The following is a 19,763-nucleotide window of genomic DNA, read 5'->3' as shown; positions in this document are numbered from 1 at the left end:
GGTAATAATTAGTTCTCTTGATTAAACGCAGAAGAGCGCATTCGCGTAGCGTCTCGCAGAGAAGTTAGCGCGGAGGTACGCTGAGTTAGGCTCAATTTCATCGGTTACTTAGGAGAAAGACTAATTCTTTAATCCCTGTTTGGCTCACTAAAACTGAAAGTAGACAAAGGGTTGAGGACTGATAGCTATCAGCCTGAGTATGGTTGAAACTAACACCCCGTAGAAAACCGCAAAACTCCATTGAGGAATTTTTTCCCACCAATCTTTGAACCAATTTTTATAGGCTGCCCAGTGTATGATAATTAAGGGGATAAAAATTAATCCAATTTGCAGGTCTAGATTTTGCGAGCCTGGAGAATTGAGCAAAACAAAAGATTTGGTAATTTGCAAACCACTGGCTAAATCGTTACTTCGCAAGAAGATTGTTGAGGCACAAACCCAATAAAATGTTAAAGGGATACCGAGAATTTTTCTTAATGGTAAAAGTTGTTTGTAGGGAGCAATCCACATTGACCATTGCTTGTGAAAAATTAAAGCTATGCCATTCAATCCTCCCCATATTACAAAATGCCAAGCTGCTCCATGCCATAAGCCTGATAGGAGCATTGTAATTAAAATATTGGCGTATGCTAGCAGTTCTATGTGTTGACTTTTGCGGAATTTAATCATCAACGGGAAGTAAACATAGTCTCGCAGCCAACTGTAGAGGGTGATGTGCCAACGTTGCCAAAAATCTGTGATATTGCTGGAAAAGTAGGGAAAATTAAAGTTTAGCGGTAGCTTGTATCCCAGTAACCCTGCACAGGCGATCGCCATATCTGAATAGCCAGAAAAGTCGCAGTATACTTGTATAGCAAAAGCAATCACTGCTAACCAACAACTCAAGGCTGTATAAATTTCTGGATGAGCAAAATACTGATCTGCTAAGGGCGAAAGATTGTCTGCAATACAAGCTTTCTTAAAATATCCCACGAAAAACAGTATTAAATATCCCCTGATATCAACCTCATCTAAGGTTTTTGGTGTTAGCAGTTGCGGTAAAAAGCTGGATGCACGCACAATTGGCCCTGCAACAAGTTGCGGGAAAAAAGATACAAACAGAGCGAAATCAGCAAAATTTCGGGTAGTTTTGAGTTTACCTAAATAGACATCAAAGCAATAACTCAGAATTTGAAAAGTGTAAAAACTAATCCCTACTGGCAAAATGATTTCCAGAGTTTTTACGCTAACAGGTATCCCCAAAAAAGTTAATAAATTTGCGGCTGAGTCAGCAAAAAAATTATAGTATTTAAAAAATCCTAATATTCCCAGATTCCAGACTAAACAGAATGCTAACCATGCTTGGCGTTGCTGTTGATTCAGTGGTTTAGCCAGCAGTGCATCCCAATTCAGAGAAACTAGGTTTATCCATCTATTCTGAGTTTTTCCATTCTCTCCTAATTGGCTCTCTTGCTCCTGTGGTTTAGACAGAATTAAACCGACAAAGTAGCCAATGGCTGTTGAGAGAAATAGTAAAGAAAGAAAACGCCAGTCCCAAGCACCGTAGAAGATATAGCTACAGACTAGCAACCAAAATTTTCGATGATTGTGTTTTTGCAAAGCCCAATAGATGCAAAACACCATCAAAAAGCACAATAAAAACCGAAATTCTGTAAATACCATGTTTATTTAGGGCTTACATTTTTTTGACAACTAAAGACTTGACAGCATTAACTGTTGCAAAGTTATCTGTCACAAATTCGTCAGGATTTAATGTAAATCCAAACTTTTCTTCCAGAAACCCAGCCAGTTTAAAAAGACTCATTGAGTCAATAATTCCTTCGGCAATTAAGGGTAAATCATTGTCCAAGTTAACATGAGGTTGATTGTACATAAACTTTTGTACAATATGGTCTTTAATTATTTGCTCTATTTGTGAATCGGTGTAATTGTTGATTGCCATAATTCTTACTTTCCTTGTCCAACTGTGTTCAACACTTTTGTAGGTTTTTCAATTGCTTCTGTACGCAGTAAATTTCTATCAATTTTACCTGTGATGGTTTTCGGCAAAGAGTTAAGCCGAAATTCAATTTTCTCAGGAATCATGTATTTTGGCAGACGCTCTGCACAAAAATATTGTAAATCATGTTCTTGGAGATTGCTTCCTTGTTTGGTAACAACTACAGCCTCAATGCGATTGTTGATTTGCTCATCAGGAATAGCAATCACTACTGCTTCTTCAATATCGGGATGACTGTAAAGGGTAGTTTCAATTTCTCCTAATTCAATCCGATATCCACGACTCTTGATTTGATGGTCACGACGACCTATATAAATATAGTTGCCATTTGTATCTTGTTGGACAATATCGCCAGTACGAAAGACAATTTCTGCACCTAGATGGGGATTGATGACATAAGGAATCAAAACTTCTTTGGTTTTTTCTGGGTTTTTCCAGTATCCTTTCATCAGTGATGAACCTCGCATACAAAGTTCTCCACTTTCTCCAGGCTGAACAATTTGATTGTTGTCATTCATGACGAATAAATCAATATTAGGAAAGGCTTTCCCAATCGGAATTTTCGTCATGTCTGGGGAAATATTTTCAATGAGATAGCAGGTACGCGGGAATGCCTCGGTTGAACCGTAAAGTTGATAATATTTAGCTTGAGGAATTGACTGCATCAGTTGATGAAGATATTTTTGGGGGAAGGGTTCACCACCAAATATAATGATTCTCAAATCGGGAAATTGATATTGGTCTATATTTCCTCGGAGTACAAGTTGGGTGAGCAATGATGATACTGAAGACCAAATAGTAATTTGCTGGTTGACAGTAAATTTGCTTAATTCTACTGGCAAAACGGCGAGTTCTGGGGGAACTAAAACTAGGGTAGCACCTGCCTTAATTGGCAGAAAAATATCAAAAACTGAGCCGATGAAATAGATAGAAAATAACCCGGCTATCCGATCAGTAGGCTGGATATCAAAACCTTGATATAGACAGTTAACAGAAGTCAGCAAAGCTCGATGACTAATCATCACGCCTTTAGGTTGACCTGTTGAGCCGGAAGTGTAGATAATAGTGGCTAAATCTTGGTCTATTAGACCAGTTGGTGATAGGGGAGTGTCAGGCGATCGCAACATTTCCTCCCATGTCACTACTTTGGCTGGGGAAAACTCGCTTGCTATCTTACCTCCATCTTCAAGGATGACGCATTTTAGATGTTGAGAAACATCATCTGCTGCATCTTTATAGAGGTTGGTAAGCTTGGTGCTGGTAGTTACTAGAGCTTTTAGCTCACAATCTGTAATCAAAAATTTCAGCCGCTTGACTGGAGCTAATGGATCTATGGGAACATAAGCAGCACCAGATTTTAGTATGCCGTAAATAGTGGCTACTGCTGCAATGGATTTGTTGAGACAAACCCCCACGCGATCGCCTTTACCTATTCCCGCATCATTAAGTACACGCGCTAACTGATTAGAAACTTTATCTAGATTCTGATAAGTAATGCTTTGATTTTTATAAATTACAGCTTCCTTATCTGGATAATGATTTGCACTGATTTCTAAAATCTGTTGCAGTAAATATGCCATGCTTATCTTCCTAAAAGGTAGTTGTTATATGCAGGATTTATTACCAATTTCTCCTTCATACTCTGTAGATTTATCTTGCATAGGTTTGATATTCTAATCTTCTGTATTCACTGTAATTACTAGAGATACCAAATTTTTTCCCTAAATTCAGCATTAAGCAGCGATTAGATGTGACAGCAGAGTGAAACACACCTTGAGGAATCACCAGAATGGGAATATTATTAACATCCAATTCTTGGGGCGCGGCTAATTCAATGATTCTAGTAAATCCAGCTTCTTTAAGTTCTTGGTAACTCTGATAGTTAGTCGCTTGAAGGCTAGCAAGGTTAATAGGCTTGTCTTGGGATTTTAAATACATCACATCTTGGTAGACAGATTTTAAATCAATTTTTGGTAATTCAATTACTTCAACCTTGTGTGTGCCTTGCAATAAAGCTAACCAGTCTTCCTGCAATCCATGCCAATCAAAATCAGCGTTATCTCCTCCAGATATTTGCACCCAATTTTGAATATTTCCGGGATGATTGGCACAAAAAAGCTCCAGTAACAATTCTCCTTTTTCAATTTTAAAATTAGTGCAGTATTCCGCAGGAGTAGTTACGTAAGCTTTCGGAGATACAATTTCTTTCAATAAATACTCATTGAGAATAACTTCACAATCTACTCGGTTTTTATCTTGGTTATATATGCTATTGTTTTTTTCTTCGGTTTTCATAGTTTTTCACTCAAATTACAGAACTACATTTTCAGAATTTGTAAACATCAATTAAAGCTATTGCAGGTGTTGAGCAAACTTTTCAGCCAAAGTCAGCGTAAATTCTTGCGCCCCTTTGTGATTTAGATGTCTACCATCACTGCGGTTATCAAGATTATAGAAATTAGGGAAAGTATTAGGATTATTGAAAGCCAACAGGGTGGGAATATACCCTAAATCGTAAGCTTTCATAATAGCAGCATGATCTACATCGGCCTCTAAAATTGGAGGAATAAAGAAAATAGCCTCAACTTGATTGTTGCTAATCTTCTCAAAGTTCTCAATTCTGTCAACAATATTCTTTATTATTTTGATTCCATAAGAGTCAGGTGTTAATGTATTATTTTGTTCATAATCTCCTAATTTCGCTTGTTCTAATCTCTTTAGATATCCGTCTAAATACTTGGTTTGAAAAGTTTTTTGCCATTTTTCACTATTTTCCATCCAATCCATTGCATAATATCCCTCTTCCTGGAGCATTTTGTCAGTGGATGCTATTTTTTGCAGCCCCTCTGGTAAGTTTTCTTCTTGATGATGTTGCCAAAAGTTATAAAAATAACCAATGCCTAACCATCGATAAATAAAGCTTGTTGAGTTGGCATAAATGCCGCTTATTTTTTCTTTTAAAGAATAGTTAGAACTGAGAATAACTTGAAAATTTTCTATCGTTTGTAAAGGTGTATGCCAATAAACATTTCTAGCGGAAGTGGGAGCAATTAAAATAAAATCATTAACTAAACAGTCTAAAAATATCCATTTTAATTTTGCTGGTTTTAAATCTAAAACTTTTTGCAAATAGAAATCTAATTCGGCTACATTGGCAGCCATGATCCCAAAATTGAATGATTTGATATTCTTACCATTCGCTGTCATTGCTTCATCAAATATTTTGGGAATAACTTCCTGATATGTGGTACTTGCTCCAAAAAAAACGGCATCATAATCATCTTTGTGTTCAGTAAAGTATTGCCATTTAATAGCGATATCTTCAAGATTATGCGGATTGTTATAAGCTTGTGAAACTATATTGATAAATCCAGAAGTAAAAATCAAAGTTAGCATAAAGATTATGCTATAAAAAAACATGATGACTGGTTTCGGCAAGACTTTTTTCAAAATATATACATTCATGGTGAATTATCTAAATATTATTAAAGAATCTTATTCTGATTAAGAAGATGCTTTTAAAGAATTGATTTTCAACTCATAAACATTCCAAAATGTTCCTTGTAAAGACGAGTGTTTCACCCCCTGAATGCGATTTTTAACAGACACCATTGATAAAGAGTTCACGAGATAAATAAACGGTAGATATTCCTGACTGAGCTTTTGAGTTTCTGCATAAATTTGTTTTCTTTCTGCTTCATTTGCTGCTGCACCTTGAATATAAAGGTCAGAAATTTTTTGTTCCCAATCTGCTACTTGCTGTCCAGTAATCGGTATTTGTCCCGCTTGGGGTTGACGATTAAAAAAGTGCCAATTTCCTTGAGTAGACCAAAAATTGATGGTTTCGTGGGGTTCTATTGTCATCGGAAAACCATCAAGAAGATGACAATCCCAATTTAAACGATTTGTTAATTTGTCTACAATCAATCCCACTGGAATTAAATTTACATCTACTTGTATCCCTATCTGACGCAAATCTTCTTCAATCAAAAGAGCAATGTTCTGCATAACTTTATTAGCAACATTGGCGGTGAGTGTAAACCGGACGCGATGTCCATCGCTATCGAATAATTCACCTTGATTGTTGTATCGAAAACCTGCTTTGATTAGTAATGCTTTGGCTTTTTGTGGGTTATATTCGTAGACTGGTAAACCTGCTTGTGGAGCAAGATAGTAAGGGCTTTGTGCTGCTATCGGCGAGTTTTGCATGGCTCCCACCCCCGCAAATATGTTGTTAATCATCCGGGGGCGATTGATGCTATATGCAACAGCTTGGCGGAATTCTACTGTATTGAACCAGCGTGATTTAATTGGATCAACTAAAGGCTGACCGTTTCTCACGCCTGTATTCAAATTAAACATCATTGCTGTAGTTCCTAGTTGAGAACCACCGTTATAAATTGTGAATTTACCCCTTTTTTCTTCTCGTTTTAATAAGGAAAAATATCTGGAATTTACATCTATATAATCCAGTCCACCAGAACGAAATTGAATTAATGAAGTATCATTATTATTGACGGTACTGATAATAATGCGTTCAATATAGGGCTGAGATTGATTGTGAATATCTTTACGCCAGTAATAAGGATTTTTACGTACAATTATCCGCTCACCGGGAATATAAGAATCTAATTTATAAGCACCGTTGCTGACAATTTGGTTGGGTGGTGTATTTGTACCCCAAGTTGAGAGAAATAACGGTCTACCTGCGGAGTCTTTTTTGATGATACTATCTCGTAGAATATGAGCAGGTAAAATTTCTAGTTTTGTTGTTCGCAGAAAGGGTGCAAAAGGTTCTGGAAGGGTAAACTCAACACTCCAAGTATCCAGTTTTTTGACGGTGGGAAAACTGCGATTTTTGCCTATTTGTAAAAAATCTTTGGCATAGGAAGGAATAGCAGGGTTAGTGTAAATATCTTTATAAGTAAAGACCACATCATCAGCAGTTAGGGGTTGACCGTCTGACCATTTTAGCCCTTTTCTGAGTGTGAAAGTAATGCGCTTTTGGTCTGCGGAAATGTCCCAAGATTCGGCTAAGGCTGGTTTAATTTCTCCTTGTCCATTTTCCCTAATTAACCCTTCATAGAGTAAATTTAAAATACCAACTCCCTGTTCCATGAGTTGGGGATTAAAAGTGTTAGGTTCAACGGGACTACTGAGAATGATTTGAGAGTCGTTGACTGGTTTGGCTAACAGTTGAGTAGGCACACAACTATTTACTGCGATCGCCACAATTCCCAGGATGAATCCTAGTATAATTGGCAATCGCCAACGGCGATTAGAAGTAAATTTCCTCAATCTTGCCATAGTTGTGTTCCCAAAAATTTCAGTTATGCCAATTTGAGAAAAGAATGCAACAGATACACAGCCCTAACTCCTTGTGATGTTTCGATTTTTTAGAGTAAGTTTTCAGCCATCCTCTTAATTTTGAATTTTGAATTTTGAATTTTGAATTTGTATTACCTGCCCTACATGGCACTGTATCCCCCATCCACCATCAAAATTTCTCCTGTGACATAAGAAGCTGCTTCTGAGGCGAGAAATATGACAGGGCCGATCAGTTCCTCTGGTTTACCTCGTCGCCGCATGGGAATTACCGCATTTAGATGTTGCTGATCTTCTGCTGGTGGACGGCGAAATACTTCTGTACCTTCCATAATGTTGTCGATATAACCGGGAGCAAAAGCATTAACGCGAATATGATGATCTGCCCATTCTAGTGCTAGCGATCGCACTAATAAATTTACACCTCCTTTTGATGCTGTATAAGCCGCCGAGCCACTAATACCCACTACACCACCAATGGAGGAGTTCATAATAATTGAGCCGCCTGTTCCTTGTTCAATCATTTGTTTAGCGGCTAATTGAGCGCAGTGAAAATACCCTTTAAGATTGATGTTAATGATGTTATCCCACTCCAATTCTTCTAACAAAGCTGCGGATTTGATGATATCAATTCCGGCATTACACACCATAATGTCAAGTTGATGATAATTGGCGATAGTTTGCTCAATTAGGTGTACACAATCTTGACGATTTCTGACATCGGTGGGGATAGCGATCGCTTCGCCTCCAGCCTCCTGAATCATTTGGGCAGTTTGTTCGGCTTCTGCTGCTTTAATATCAGCAACTACCACCTTTGTACCTACAGATGCTAATCCTTGTGCGATCGCTCTGCCGATACCTCGTGCAGATCCGGTGATAATGGCTACTTTACCTGTTAGGTCAAAAAGGGAGGGTTTCACGGTTTTTTAGTTTGAATAAGGGTGATTTAAAGATTATTTATCACGCAGAGACGCGGAGGCGCAGAGAGAGTATTAATATTGTGTCAATTCTCAGTTTTCCACTCTTTTTCTTCCCCTCTTGAAATAAATATTTATCCCAAAGGTTCACTATTTAGTAAATGGCTGATGGTTTCTGCTTGTTGAACAATGGTAGGTTTTTCAAATGGGAAAGTTAAGGGTAACTCTATTTGCAAAGCTTGCTGTAATTTATAGATGACTTGTAAAACTAGGGCTGAATGTCCTCCAATTTCAAAAAAGTTATCTTCGGTGCTGATGTGTTCTAATCCTAAAACTTCTTGCCAAATAGTTAATATGACTTCTTCAATTGAGTTACTTGGTTGAGTAAATTCTTTGACAGTTTTGTTGTTAGCTAGTGGTAATTGATGATTTTGAATTGGTAATTTCTTACCTTCATTTAAAAAGGGCAGTTCCCCAAGTCGTTGGTTAGGATTAGTAACTATATGTTCTAGCAATTTTTGAAATACTTCTACCATTCTGGTAATAGTAGTATCTGCAAATAAATCGGTTTTGTAGACTAACGCGCCTTCAATTCCCGCAGATGTTTCTTGCAGGGTTAAATTTAAGTCAAATTCGGCTGTGTCTTTGGTATCTGTGGCTATAAACTCCTCTTTTAAAGTTAAATTGGCGAGTTTTAAATCATCTTCTGGAGTGTTTTGGAAGACAAACATCACTTGAGCTAGTAGTGTGTGACTAGCATCTCTGACTGGTTGCATTTCTTCTACTAGCTTGATGAAGGGCATTTCTTGATGTGCATACACTCCTAAAGCTACTTCTCGCACTCGCCGCAGTAGTTCTCTGAAGGTGGGATTTCCTGCTAAATTCGTGCAGAATGGTAGTAAGTGGACAAAGAAACCAATCAATCCTTCTGTTTCTGGGCGGGTACGATTAGCAACTGTGCTACTAACAATGATGTCTGGTTGTCCTGTGTAGCAGAAAAGCAATGTCTTGAGTGCTGCTAATAAGGTCATAAATAGGGTTACGCCTTCCTCCTGACTCACGTTTTTTAATGCTTTGGTTAAGTCGGGAGAAATTACCAAGGGATGACGCGCACCTGTGAAGGTTCTCTGTTGTGGGCGTGGATAGTCTGTTGGTAGCTGTAAGATGGGAGGGGTAACACCTAGATGTTGTCGCCAAAATTGCATTTGTGATTGTAAAATTTCCCCCTGTAATAATTGCCGTTGCCAATGGGCAAAGTCTGCATATTGTATGGGTAACTCTGTAAGTGGGGAAGGTTTACCTTGAGCAAATGCTTCATAAAGGGTTGCCAATTCTTGAGTCAATACACTAAAAGACCAACCATCAGCGACAATATGGTGGGTAGTGACAATCAATAAATGCTCGGTTTCACTTAATCGCCACAGTTTACTCCGCAATAATGACCCTTGTGCTAAATCGAAAGGCTGTTTAATCTCTTTTTCTGCTTGTCGTTTTACTTCGGTTTCGGAAATGGTTTGTGCATCTATAACTGCAAAGTCAAATACAGGTTGAGGGGAAATTGCATAAACCACTTGTCCGTTTGCAACTTTAAAGGTGGTTCGTAATGTTGCGTGTCTTCTGACAATTTCCTTTAAACTCTGCTCTAAAGCTTGCACATCCAGCCTACCTGTGACACGATAAACTAGGGGCAAGTTGTATACAGGATTACCGGGGTAGAATTGCTCGAAAAACCAAAACTCTAACTGAGTTAAGGAAATTGGTAGGATTGTGTCTTCTGTGCGCTCGACTTGCACAGGTACAATTTCCGGCAAAGATTCTTGCTGAATAGCTGTTTCGACGGTTTTGGCTAAGGTGGCGATCGCCGGATATTCAAATAAACTCCTCAGAGGTAATTCTATCTTAAAGGCTTTGCGTGTCAGTGAAATTACTTGAGTAGCTAGTAAAGAATGTCCACCTAAGTTAAAAAAGTTGTCGTAAATACCAACTTGTTCTAACCCTAAAACATCCCGCCAAATACCCGCTAAAATTTCTTCTGTGGGAGTACGGGGTGCAACAAAGGTTTGCGCTAATTCTGGTCTGCTAGCGGTTGGTTCTTTTAAAGCGCGACGATTAACTTTACCATTAGCAGTTAAGGGAAATGACTCTACCTGCACAAAAGCCGATGGAATCATGTAATCTGGTAACTGGTCTTGCAGAAAATCACGCAACTGTTCAACAGTAATTGTCTGTCCTTGAATGGGGACAAAGTAAGCAACTAAATATTTTTCTCTGGCACTTTGTCCGAATACCTTAGCAACGGCTTGGTTGATTTGGGGATGTTTGCTCAATACCGCTTCTACTTCCCCAAGTTCCACCCGAAAACCCCGGACTTTGACTAAATCATCTATCCGTCCCAAAAATTCGATGTTGCCATCTGGTAAATATTTAGCTAAGTCGCCTGTTTTGTATAGTCTTTTGCCTTGGAGGGTGTAGGGGGAAAAACCTTCTGCCTCCTGCCTCCTGCCTTCTGCCTTCTCAAAGGGATTGGGAATAAACTTCTGTTGTGTCAAATCTGGGCGGTTGAGGTAGCCACGGGCTAAACCGTCACCGCTAACGTAGATTTCCCCAGGGACACCAATTGGTACGGGTTGCAGATTGCGGTCTAATAGATAAACTTGGACGTTAACGGCAGGTTTACCAATGGGGGGATAAATTGGCCATGTTTCTGGTTGCTGGCTGAAGGTATAGGCTGTAACTAAGTCTGCTTCTGTAGGGCCGTAGAAGTTGTAGAGTCTACAATCTTCTAAACGTTGAAACAGCTTAATCATGGGTTGGGTAATTTGCAACTGTTCCCCACAGGCGATCGCTTCTCTAATGTGTTTAAATAGATGCTCTTCTTCTCCGTATATTTCCGCTAATTGTTGCCACAGGGTAACGGGAAGAAACACTTTTGCAATTGGTTGTGTTGCGAGTAAGTTAATTAGTTTATCTAAGTCTTTGCGATCGCTTTCGGGAATCATGTACAGTGTACCGCCCAAACCCCACGCCGCAAACATTTCATGATAGCTAACATCAAAGCTGAGGGAGGCAAACTGAAGCACACCTACGCCTGTTGCCATCTGCGCTTGATGGTGTTCTACTAAATTGGTGAGTGAGCGATGGGGGACAAGAGTACCTTTTGGTGTGCCTGTAGACCCGGAAGTATAGATGATGTAGGCTAAATTATCTGCTTGTGTTTGGGTTTGGGGATTGATATCAGATTCTTTGGCTATCTCCTGCCATTGTTCATCTAACAGAATTAGATGGTGGTGAAAATCCTGCTCCAGCAATGGCTTTAAACTAGCCTGAGTTAAGACAACACTGGCGCGACTATCTGCCAGCATAAATGCTAAACGCTCTGACGGATAGGTAGGGTCAAGGGGAAGGCAAGCACCGCCAGCTTTCAAGGTTGCTAAGATGGCAATTGCGGCTTCTAGAGAACGTTCTAAACAAATCCCTACAGGTGCATCAGGTTTGATACCCAAACTTTTTAGATGGTGGGCGAGTTGGTTGGCGCGTTGGTTTAACTCTTGGTAGGTGAAGCTGTGATTCTCATATACCACCGCTACATCTGCGGGTGTTTTTGCAACTTGCTGCTCAAATACTTGATGAATGCAATCTGTGATCGGATGGGTGGCTGGGGTAGCGTTCCATTCTACTAACAGTAAATTTTGTTCTGCTGGTGTGAGTAGGGGTAGTTCGGCTGCACGACGATGGGGGTTAGTGACAATTCCCTGTAACAGTGTGAGCAAATGACCAATCATCCGGTCAATGGTATCTGCATCAAAGCGATTGCAATCATAATTGATTTTGATGGCTAGTTCTTCACCGGGAATTGCAACCACAGTTATAGGATAATTCGTTTCGCCCAAGGCTTGGCGATCGCCTATTCGCAAATTATCAGGAAGTGCTTGCAGTGTGGCGTTAACAGGATAATTTTCAAACACCACAATGCTTTCAAATAAAGGTTGATTGCGAGGAATTGCACTCACACCTTGAATATCTACCAGTGAGGTGTAGGAATACTGCTCCCGTTCTATATGTTCTTGTTGCAACTGCACTAGCCAAGGTAACAAATCATCTGTTTCTGGGATTTTTACCCGCACAGGTAAGGTATTAATAAACAACCCTACCATTGATTCCACACCAGATAAATGATGCGGACGACCGGACACTGTAGCCCCAAATACTACATCAGATTCATCACTGTAGCGACTCAATAACAAAGCCCAAGCCGCCTGTACTAAAGTTGAAACAGTAAGATGATGTTGTTGAGCAAAAGATTTAATTTTTGCAGTTGCTTCTGCTGATAAATTTTGATGTCGAATATAACTATTTTGTGGCTGAGAAACCTGCCCTACAGTTTGTTCCACAACCAAAGGTGTAGGTGTCGTAAAACCTTCCAGAGTCCGCCGCCAAAATTCCTTAGCAATAGACAAGTCTTGTTGCTGCAACCAATTAATATAATCTCGGTAAGGACGAGATGGAGTTAAATATAATTTTTGATGATTAGTGATGCCATCGTAAACAGCAAATATTTCTTTAAACAGAATCGGCCAACTCCAACCATCAAGTAATATATGATGAAAGCTCCAAACAAAATGATAAGTGTCGTCTGCCAACCGAAATAATACAAACCGCATCAAGGGAGCTTTATCAAGTTGAAACCCTTGCTGTTTATCGTTGGTTAAAAAAGCATTAATTTCTGTTTGCTGTTCCTCGTTTGACAGAAAACGTAAATCTTGATTAATCCAAGGTAAACTAACTTGTTTACGTACTATTTGTAATGGCTGTTTACGGTTATTCCAAACAAACAAAGTCCGTAAAGACGAGTGTCTTTGTACCACCTGTTGCCAAGCTTGCTCAAATGCACCTGGATTTAAATCACCATGCAGCGTAAAGCGAAACTGTTCAAAGTAGATTTTTGATTCTGGCTGATAGAGGGTATGAAATAACATCCCCTCCTGCATTGGCGAAAGTGGGTAGATGGCTTCAATATCTTTATTTTTATTTTGTTGTTGTATAGCTACCATTGTTATTTGTTTATATTAAATAAATTTACTAAAAATTGTTTTTAAACTAATTAAAAAGCTGCCGTGGATAATCCACCATCAACGGGAATAGTTACACCTGTGATATAACTAGAACGTTCTGAACTGAGAAAAGCCACTAAATCAGCTACCTCCCTAGAAAGTCCACGACGACCTAGAGGAATGCTGTTATCTATTCCCTCTATAATCGTCTCAATATTTCGGTCTTCTTTTTGGGCAAATACTTCTAAATATTCTCGATGTCTGGGTGTATCAATAATACCGGGGTTAACAGCGTTAACTAATACATTCCACTTGGCGACTTGGGTAGCTACAGATTTAGTAAAGTTAATTAATGCTGCATTCGCTACTCCTGATTTAATTAAACGTGGTGAAGGTTCTTTCCCGGATGTACCAATAATGTTGATTATCCGTCCCCATTGTTGATTTTTCATGGTAGATAAAACCAAATTGGTCATACGGATATAGCCCATTAATTTCCCTTCAAATACAGTTGACCAATCTTCCTCAGATATATTTTCAACTGCAACGCTGGAAAATTTAGCTCCATCAGAATTATTGACCAAGATATCGATTTTACCAAATTGATTCAGGGCTAACTCAACTAATTTTTCTGAGTCGGTGGCTTGGTGAACATCAGCACAGCAAGTAATAATTTTACCGGGAGAATTAACCAATTTTTGATAAGCTTGTTCTAAGCGTTCGGTATTTCTCCCGCAAATTACTAAATGACAGCCTTCTGCTGCTAGTTTTTCAGATATGGCATAACCAATACCAGCACTAGCACCTGTCACTAAAGCTACTTTCCCTGTTAGTCCTAAATCCATGCTTAATAGTCCTCTAGGTTGCAGTTAGCGATCGCGCAGTTATTTTTTTCAAATCAGCTTCTTGTTCCGATAAATCAGCACAAGGTAAAATTGAAATTTTCACCAATGTTACTGTTTCCTCAGAAGTATTATATCCTCCACAAATCACATTAGCTGGAGCATAATAAATACTACCATATTCTATTAGTTTCTGTTCCTCTCCCACAGTCATCATCAATTGACCATTTAGGATAATTCCCATTTCTTCCTTATCAGATTGATGGATGGGTATTTTTCCTGCTGGTGGAATGTTGATGATAACAATTTCAAACCAAGAAGCTACAACATATTCAGAGGGTAAGCCAGTAATTTCATCTTCTTTAGGCGATACCTTCAGAAATACTTCGTCGTTGTTGGCTGATGGCAAAGTATTTATAGTACGTTTGACATCAAACACCAGGGCTGTTTCTGGAAAAATATTCACAGAACCATGAGGTACAAAAGCATTAGCAATGTAAGCTTGTTGTAGTGGTTCAATAATTTCTGTAATGCCATTGACGTTCATTTCTAAACGTCCAGAAATTATCATTCCCATCTGACTTTCAAGATGTTGATGTAGTGGGAAAGTTGCTCCAGGTGCAAGATACACGAGTTGTACAAGGGTATCTTGACAATCGAAGGCGATTAATTCTACATCCGCATTCAGTTGTGTAACTTTGGGTGTGGGAAAAAATTGACTCATTAGTTTATGCTATTTTTTTTATAGAAAATTGACCAACTCATAGGAATTTTGCCATAAGTAGAAATAAACTCTAAATCATAGGCTTCAACCGCATTTTTATTAGTAATCGCTAGAGTCGCTAAACCCTTTTGTACTTGAATGGCTGCATCGCTAGTTGAAGCAGACAAATCAACTTGAATTTCTGATTGATCTTCCGATTCTGGTAAAAGTTGGGACAACAAAGGTAAAGGTGCAGGATGGGTAACAATTCTCGCCCCTTTAAAAGTTACATCTGTATTTTTCTTTTTAGCTAATCCATACACTGGAGTTGGATAGATAAAAATGAAGCCTAAATCAAAACTTGGCTCCATATAAAATTCATTAATCGAGTCGTAAGCATGAGGAACTACAGCCAAATCAATCTGGTTTTGTAGCAAGGCTGTTTTCACATCTGGAAAGCTATCAAATAACTGAATTTCTCCAGTCAAGTTTTCTGCTTCTAATTGTTTGACTATATAACTAGAAGCATAGTCACTACTCGTACCACTAGGGCCTAATGTACCGATAACTAAAGTTTTTTCAGCAGGAGTAGGAGGTCTAAATTCAATGGAAAATTTCAGCATAGTTTTAACCAAAATCTGATATTTGAAGTAAAAAAGTTAAAAATATTAATGTTTAAACATCATCTGCACCCAAGATTAATTTTCGGTCTATATATTCAGACTTACTCTGACTTAAAATCAATGCAGTTAGTACGAGAGCCGTGCCAATTAAACCACGTACTCCAAACTTCTCACCGAGTAGCCAAAAGGAAAAAACAGAGGTAAGTACCGGATCAAGGGTACACATTAGCGCAGCTTCAGAAGCGGAAATCCATTGCTGGCCTATAGTTTCTAACCAGATACAGGCGGCAGTTCCGACTAAAGCCAGGTAAAGAATAATACCATAGTTATGGGTCAGAGTCTCAAATTGTCCAACTATCTCCGGTGCAGCCCAGACTGCACTTAATACTGCTATGAGCCAAAGTTGGATGGCAGTGAGAGATAGGGTTGAGTGCCGTTGTACGCTTCCCTGAAGTACCAGCATATACACCCCGTAAACGAAGGTATCGCCAAATAACAGTAAATCCCCTATGCCTAGTGAACCATTTTCCCAACACATAATGCCGATACCTGTGAGGGCAATACCGGCGGCGAGTAGGGTTTTCAGCAGCAATGACTGACCAAAGAAAGCACCTAGTAAGGGTACGATGATCACATTCAAGCTGAAAATAAATCCTCCTCGGTTAGCATTGGCAGTTTCCAGCCCCAACGCTTGGCAGGTGAAGCAAATAAACAGCAGCAGTCCTAAAACTAGGCCATCGCGTAAGATTTGCGGATTGAGTCCGCGTAGGTATGGGGTAAATATTGCTGCTGCAACGGTGAAACGGCTAGCTGTGAGTACAGCTGGTGAAAAGCTAGTGACTGCATTTTTAGTTAGTGGAAAAGTTGTTGCCCAGATGAGACTAACGATCGCGATCGCTATTAGTCCTTGAATATGCAGGGCGTTTGGCGTGGGTTGGTTGCAGTCATCTACTTTCATGTTACATTTATCACTCGTTGACAGCAGAAGGCAGGGGAGGAATTAATTCAAAATACTCCTAGGTCGAAGCAAGCTACAAAATTCAAAATTCAAAATTCAAAATTAAGAATTTCTCAGGACTCCTCACTTTTGGACAGGTTGCAATACACCAGAACTTCTCAGTTCTGACAAGGTGGTATTGCCAGTACAAAATAGTGCTGTTTCCAGTTCAGCAATGAGGATTTCGACCAATTCCTCAACGGCGGCTTCTGATTGTACGGCGGCTGCTAAAAAAGGTCGGGCTAATCCTGCTAAGTCTGCTCCTAATGCGATCGCTTTGGCAACATCCAAGCCGTTGCTTAGTCCACCAGACGCAATCAAGGGAATTGTCAGGTTACTAGCCCGGATAGAAGTTATACACTCTGCGGTTGGTAAACCCCAATCGCCAAAGGTTTGTCCTAAACGGCGTTGTTTGTTGTCTTGAGCGCGTTGGCTTTCTACCTTCGCCCAGGAAGTTCCACCAGCCCCAGCCACATCAATCGCTGCTACTCCCGCATCAATTAACTTTTGTGCCATCACCGCAGAAATGCCATTGCCCACTTCTTTGGCAATCACCGGCACGGGTAACTTTTCACAAAGCTGGGCAATTTTACTTAATAAGCCCCGAAAATTTGTATCTCCTTTTGACTGGACACACTCTTGCAAGGGGTTAAGATGTAAAATCAGGGCATCAGCCTCTAGGGAGTTTACCAGATGCAAACACTCATCCAGCCCACAGCCATAATTTAGTTGCACCGCCCCCAAGTTAGCTAACAATAAAATGTCAGGCGCAAAGGAACGCACAGCAAAGGTAGGGGCTAAATGAGGTTGTTCAATCGCAATTCTTTGTGAGCCAACCCCCATTGCTAATCGGTAGCGTTGAGCCACTGTAGCTAAACGAGTGTTAACTAACTTCGCTAACTCTGTCCCCCCAGTCATGGAAGAAATCAACAAAGGCGCACCGAGATGCTTACCTAAAAAGGTTGTTTGCAGGTTAATGTCACTGCGGTTGATTTCCGGCAGACAATGATGAGTAAAGCGATAGCTTTCAAATCCGCTAGTTACTTGCTGAAACTGGACATCTTCTTCTAAGCAGACACGTAGGTGGTCAGCTTTGCGAGTCTCAATTTCTGTTGCAGCATTGACTGATGGTACAGTAGTAGTCATAAGGGTTTCTGGTGATGACTGGTGATTGGCAGCTTCAGGCGGATAGCCTCCTGAAACTTAGCAACATCATACTCGGCAATACTGAATACACCTGTTTTCTCAAACAGCCGTGAGGAAACGCTGTCTTGACAGATATAGTTAACGCGAATGTCCTCATGTAGCGATTCCACCAGTAATTGAATATTCGCTAGTCGCGCTTTTTCAATGGCTTGACTGTGAGGATCGTTAGAGTCAAGGACATGGCCATAACTACGCACGTGAAAACGGCATTCTCTCGGCCCGGCTGGCACTAAGGAAAAAGTTTGTACGTGTTCAGGAAATACGCTCAAGGAAAAAGGCATGGGTATTTCTTCTTGAGCCGACATGGAACAGAAGGCTGAAAAACACAGGGTTTCGGGTAAAGCCTGGTTTTCCGCCGCAAATTCTTGTAATTCCTGCTCACGTTCCCAAGAATGACGAGCGATCGCCTTAGCAGCATCATAATATTGTCGCTCGATGGGGGTTAAACTGGGTGAAGCCGGGTCACGCATGGGAATAATCATACCGTTGATGCCTTCACAATCACTCGACACTCCAAAGCGACGAGTTAAACCTTTGTGCATCATCGGAAAGTGGTAATCTTCTAGGAAGTTCTCCCACAGTAATTTATAATCCACCTCCACATTAATGCAATAGTGACCGATGCTACCAATCGGTTGCATCTTTTCCAGTTGGTAGGGTTCTAATAAGCCGGGTTGATACCAACTTTCGGCTAATCTTGAACCTTCCCAAGTAAAACGAATGAAAATAAAGCCATAAAAAATGTCAATGTCGATGGGTTCTAAACCGTAATTGGGTAAACCAAATTGCGGATAGTTCGCCCGTTGGGTAACATCAGGAAGTTTACCCGCGAAAATTTCACCGCTTGCGGTGCGAATGACGTAGGCACGTTCACCTACAATATCCAACCAAGTAAAGTTACCTGGTTGGGGAATTTCGTTAATATGACAAACAAATTGCCAAGTTGGTTTAATTAAATGCTCCACTTCCAGCGCGAATAACGCTGCATCGCCATAAATCCAAATTGGTAATGCTTGTCTTCTTTCTTCTGCTGCAAAATCTTCTCGATGCTCAGGCTCAACTTTCGGGTATTCTCTAGGCTGGCCAATTAACTGCTGTTGCTCATCCAGGCTGTAGATTCGTTGCAGCACTGCATCCAATTCTGTAGTTAAGCCATCACTATCAACGGTGAGGATAGCTTGTTTTAGTTCCCCAATTAATGAATCTAAAATTAATTGCTGGCTAAGGTTGGTTTCTCCTTGGTTGATGTCTGCAATTAGCTGCTGTAGTTGCGCTTCTAAATAACCAATTCTCAACCACAGGCGAATTGTTTCTGGAAGTGTGGCGGTTTCCCCATCTGCATAACCAGGACTGACAGAATTGAGCAGATTTGTAATTTCTACGCCGATGTTTTGAGGGCTTGGTGGCGGTGTTTCTGCCTGATGCTGATGATTTTGAGCAATTCTGGCAAAAACACGTTGATTGTCAGCAATTTTTGTTTCAAAAACTTGTAAACTATAATTTTTTAGGTCAAAATCTGCTCCAAACTCTCCCCTATTTGCCCCTGGTGCATTCTTGCAATGACCATCTGCGCCAAATGCCCATCCATGATAAGGACAAAGCACTGATTTATCTGCACCTATACAACCTTTACCCTCAAATACTGGTGATTGGCGATGAGTGCAAACGTTGAGGAAAACGCGAATCGTTCCGTCTGATTGACGTACAGCTACCAAAGGTTCTTGAAAAATCTGCACAGTCACAAAATCCCCAGGTTGGGGAATTTCTGTGGTGTGACAAATAAAATACCAGTCTTTTTCTAATTCCGATGGTTCAACAAATATGGAACGCAGAATTTTAGCGACAAAATAATTATAAACAATTTTGATATTGACCTCTGGCTGATGATGTTGATTATATTCATCAACCGCATTTGTTAGATATTTATAGGCTGTTTCCACAGCAGTATCGTGCTTTGCTGCTAGTAGATTAGTAATAAAATTATTCCAGGCTAGTTCATCATTTTTAGCGAAATTATTACCCATAGCAGCAAGGTTATATTGCTGCCTTCCCACTTCCACAAAAAGTTTACATAGTTCCTTTTCTTTCACTAAAACCATC

At 39.9% G+C, this 19,763-nt stretch carries 14 protein-coding genes; all 14 read right to left on the bottom strand.

Translation table 11 applies throughout. The features are described 5' to 3' along the window. Positions 1-147: 147 nt before the first annotated feature. The gene (locus AACS98_RS17560) at positions 148-1,662 is read right to left on the bottom strand and encodes an MBOAT family O-acyltransferase (RefSeq protein WP_066382152.1); all 1,515 of its coding nucleotides are present in this window, start codon (positions 1,660-1,662) and stop codon (positions 148-150) included. Between the two features lie 13 nt (positions 1,663-1,675). Further along, positions 1,676-1,942: an acyl carrier protein gene (locus tag AACS98_RS17555; protein WP_066382151.1), complete on the bottom strand. Its 267-nt coding sequence runs from the start codon at positions 1,940-1,942 to the stop codon at positions 1,676-1,678. 5 nt (positions 1,943-1,947) lie between these two features. Beyond that, positions 1,948-3,579 (bottom strand): amino acid adenylation domain-containing protein, encoded by a 1,632-nt coding sequence (locus AACS98_RS17550; RefSeq protein WP_066382149.1) that lies wholly within the window; start codon positions 3,577-3,579, stop codon positions 1,948-1,950. A gap of 70 nt (positions 3,580-3,649) precedes the next feature. Continuing rightward, positions 3,650-4,294: a hypothetical protein gene (locus tag AACS98_RS17545; protein WP_066382147.1), complete on the bottom strand. Its 645-nt coding sequence runs from the start codon at positions 4,292-4,294 to the stop codon at positions 3,650-3,652. Positions 4,295-4,351: 57 nt separating this feature from the next. Further along, positions 4,352-5,464, bottom strand: a complete 1,113-nt coding sequence (locus AACS98_RS17540) for a hypothetical protein (protein WP_066382146.1) — start codon at positions 5,462-5,464, stop codon at positions 4,352-4,354. Positions 5,465-5,503: 39 nt separating this feature from the next. Beyond that, positions 5,504-7,306, bottom strand: coding sequence for an ABC transporter substrate-binding protein (locus AACS98_RS17535; protein WP_066382144.1), 1,803 nt, complete (start codon positions 7,304-7,306; stop codon positions 5,504-5,506). A gap of 161 nt (positions 7,307-7,467) precedes the next feature. Continuing rightward, on the bottom strand, positions 7,468-8,244 hold the full coding sequence (locus AACS98_RS17530; RefSeq protein WP_066382142.1) for an SDR family NAD(P)-dependent oxidoreductase: 777 nt from the start codon (positions 8,242-8,244) through the stop codon (positions 7,468-7,470). A gap of 131 nt (positions 8,245-8,375) precedes the next feature. Further along, positions 8,376-13,292, bottom strand: a complete 4,917-nt coding sequence (locus tag AACS98_RS17525) for a non-ribosomal peptide synthetase (protein WP_066382141.1) — start codon at positions 13,290-13,292, stop codon at positions 8,376-8,378. Positions 13,293-13,342: 50 nt separating this feature from the next. Further along, positions 13,343-14,137, bottom strand: a complete 795-nt coding sequence (locus AACS98_RS17520; RefSeq protein ID WP_066382140.1) for an SDR family oxidoreductase — start codon at positions 14,135-14,137, stop codon at positions 13,343-13,345. A gap of 13 nt (positions 14,138-14,150) precedes the next feature. Beyond that, the gene (locus AACS98_RS17515; protein ID WP_084386932.1) at positions 14,151-14,858 is read right to left on the bottom strand and encodes a cupin domain-containing protein; all 708 of its coding nucleotides are present in this window, start codon (positions 14,856-14,858) and stop codon (positions 14,151-14,153) included. Continuing rightward, positions 14,858-15,460: a LysR family transcriptional regulator gene (locus AACS98_RS17510; RefSeq protein ID WP_157087533.1), complete on the bottom strand. Its 603-nt coding sequence runs from the start codon at positions 15,458-15,460 to the stop codon at positions 14,858-14,860. Before AACS98_RS17510 ends, AACS98_RS17515 begins: the two co-directional genes overlap by 1 nt. A 52-nt stretch (positions 15,461-15,512) precedes the next feature. Continuing rightward, positions 15,513-16,418, bottom strand: a complete 906-nt coding sequence (locus AACS98_RS17505; protein ID WP_066382139.1) for a DMT family transporter — start codon at positions 16,416-16,418, stop codon at positions 15,513-15,515. A gap of 123 nt (positions 16,419-16,541) precedes the next feature. Beyond that, the gene (gene fni, locus AACS98_RS17500) at positions 16,542-17,603 is read right to left on the bottom strand and encodes a type 2 isopentenyl-diphosphate Delta-isomerase (protein WP_066382138.1); all 1,062 of its coding nucleotides are present in this window, start codon (positions 17,601-17,603) and stop codon (positions 16,542-16,544) included. After that, complete coding sequence (locus AACS98_RS17495) at positions 17,600-19,762, bottom strand: Rieske 2Fe-2S domain-containing protein (RefSeq protein WP_066382136.1); 2,163 nt, start codon at positions 19,760-19,762, stop codon at positions 17,600-17,602. Before AACS98_RS17495 ends, fni begins: the two co-directional genes overlap by 4 nt. Position 19,763 lies beyond the last annotated feature (1 nt).

Origin of the sequence: Anabaena sp. CA = ATCC 33047, from assembly GCF_963870205.1 — a bacterium.
In the GTDB taxonomy this organism is placed as follows: Bacteria; Cyanobacteriota; Cyanobacteriia; order Cyanobacteriales; family Nostocaceae; genus Trichormus.
The sequence above is the reverse complement of the archived record's forward strand: the minus strand, read 5'-3'. Positions and strand labels throughout refer to the sequence as shown.

Bases quoted from the DNA above. Each gene is read 5' to 3' on its own strand.
- AACS98_RS17540 (WP_066382146.1), bottom strand. From the start codon at position 5,464: ATGAATGTATATATTTTGAAAAAAGTCTTGCCGAAACCAGTCATCATG.
- AACS98_RS17535 (WP_066382144.1), bottom strand. From the start codon at position 7,306: ATGGCAAGATTGAGGAAATTTACTTCTAATCGCCGTTGGCGATTGCCA.
- AACS98_RS17555 (WP_066382151.1), bottom strand. From the start codon at position 1,942: ATGGCAATCAACAATTACACCGATTCACAAATAGAGCAAATAATTAAA.
- AACS98_RS17510 (WP_157087533.1), bottom strand. From the start codon at position 15,460: ATGCTGAAATTTTCCATTGAATTTAGACCTCCTACTCCTGCTGAAAAA.
- AACS98_RS17495 (WP_066382136.1), bottom strand. From the start codon at position 19,762: ATGGTTTTAGTGAAAGAAAAGGAACTATGTAAACTTTTTGTGGAAGTG.
- AACS98_RS17520 (WP_066382140.1), bottom strand. From the start codon at position 14,137: ATGGATTTAGGACTAACAGGGAAAGTAGCTTTAGTGACAGGTGCTAGT.
- AACS98_RS17505 (WP_066382139.1), bottom strand. From the start codon at position 16,418: ATGAAAGTAGATGACTGCAACCAACCCACGCCAAACGCCCTGCATATT.
- AACS98_RS17525 (WP_066382141.1), bottom strand. From the start codon at position 13,292: ATGGTAGCTATACAACAACAAAATAAAAATAAAGATATTGAAGCCATC.
- AACS98_RS17550 (WP_066382149.1), bottom strand. From the start codon at position 3,579: ATGGCATATTTACTGCAACAGATTTTAGAAATCAGTGCAAATCATTAT.
- AACS98_RS17515 (WP_084386932.1), bottom strand. From the start codon at position 14,858: ATGAGTCAATTTTTTCCCACACCCAAAGTTACACAACTGAATGCGGAT.
- AACS98_RS17560 (WP_066382152.1), bottom strand. From the start codon at position 1,662: ATGGTATTTACAGAATTTCGGTTTTTATTGTGCTTTTTGATGGTGTTT.
- AACS98_RS17545 (WP_066382147.1), bottom strand. From the start codon at position 4,294: ATGAAAACCGAAGAAAAAAACAATAGCATATATAACCAAGATAAAAAC.
- fni (WP_066382138.1), bottom strand. From the start codon at position 17,603: ATGACTACTACTGTACCATCAGTCAATGCTGCAACAGAAATTGAGACT.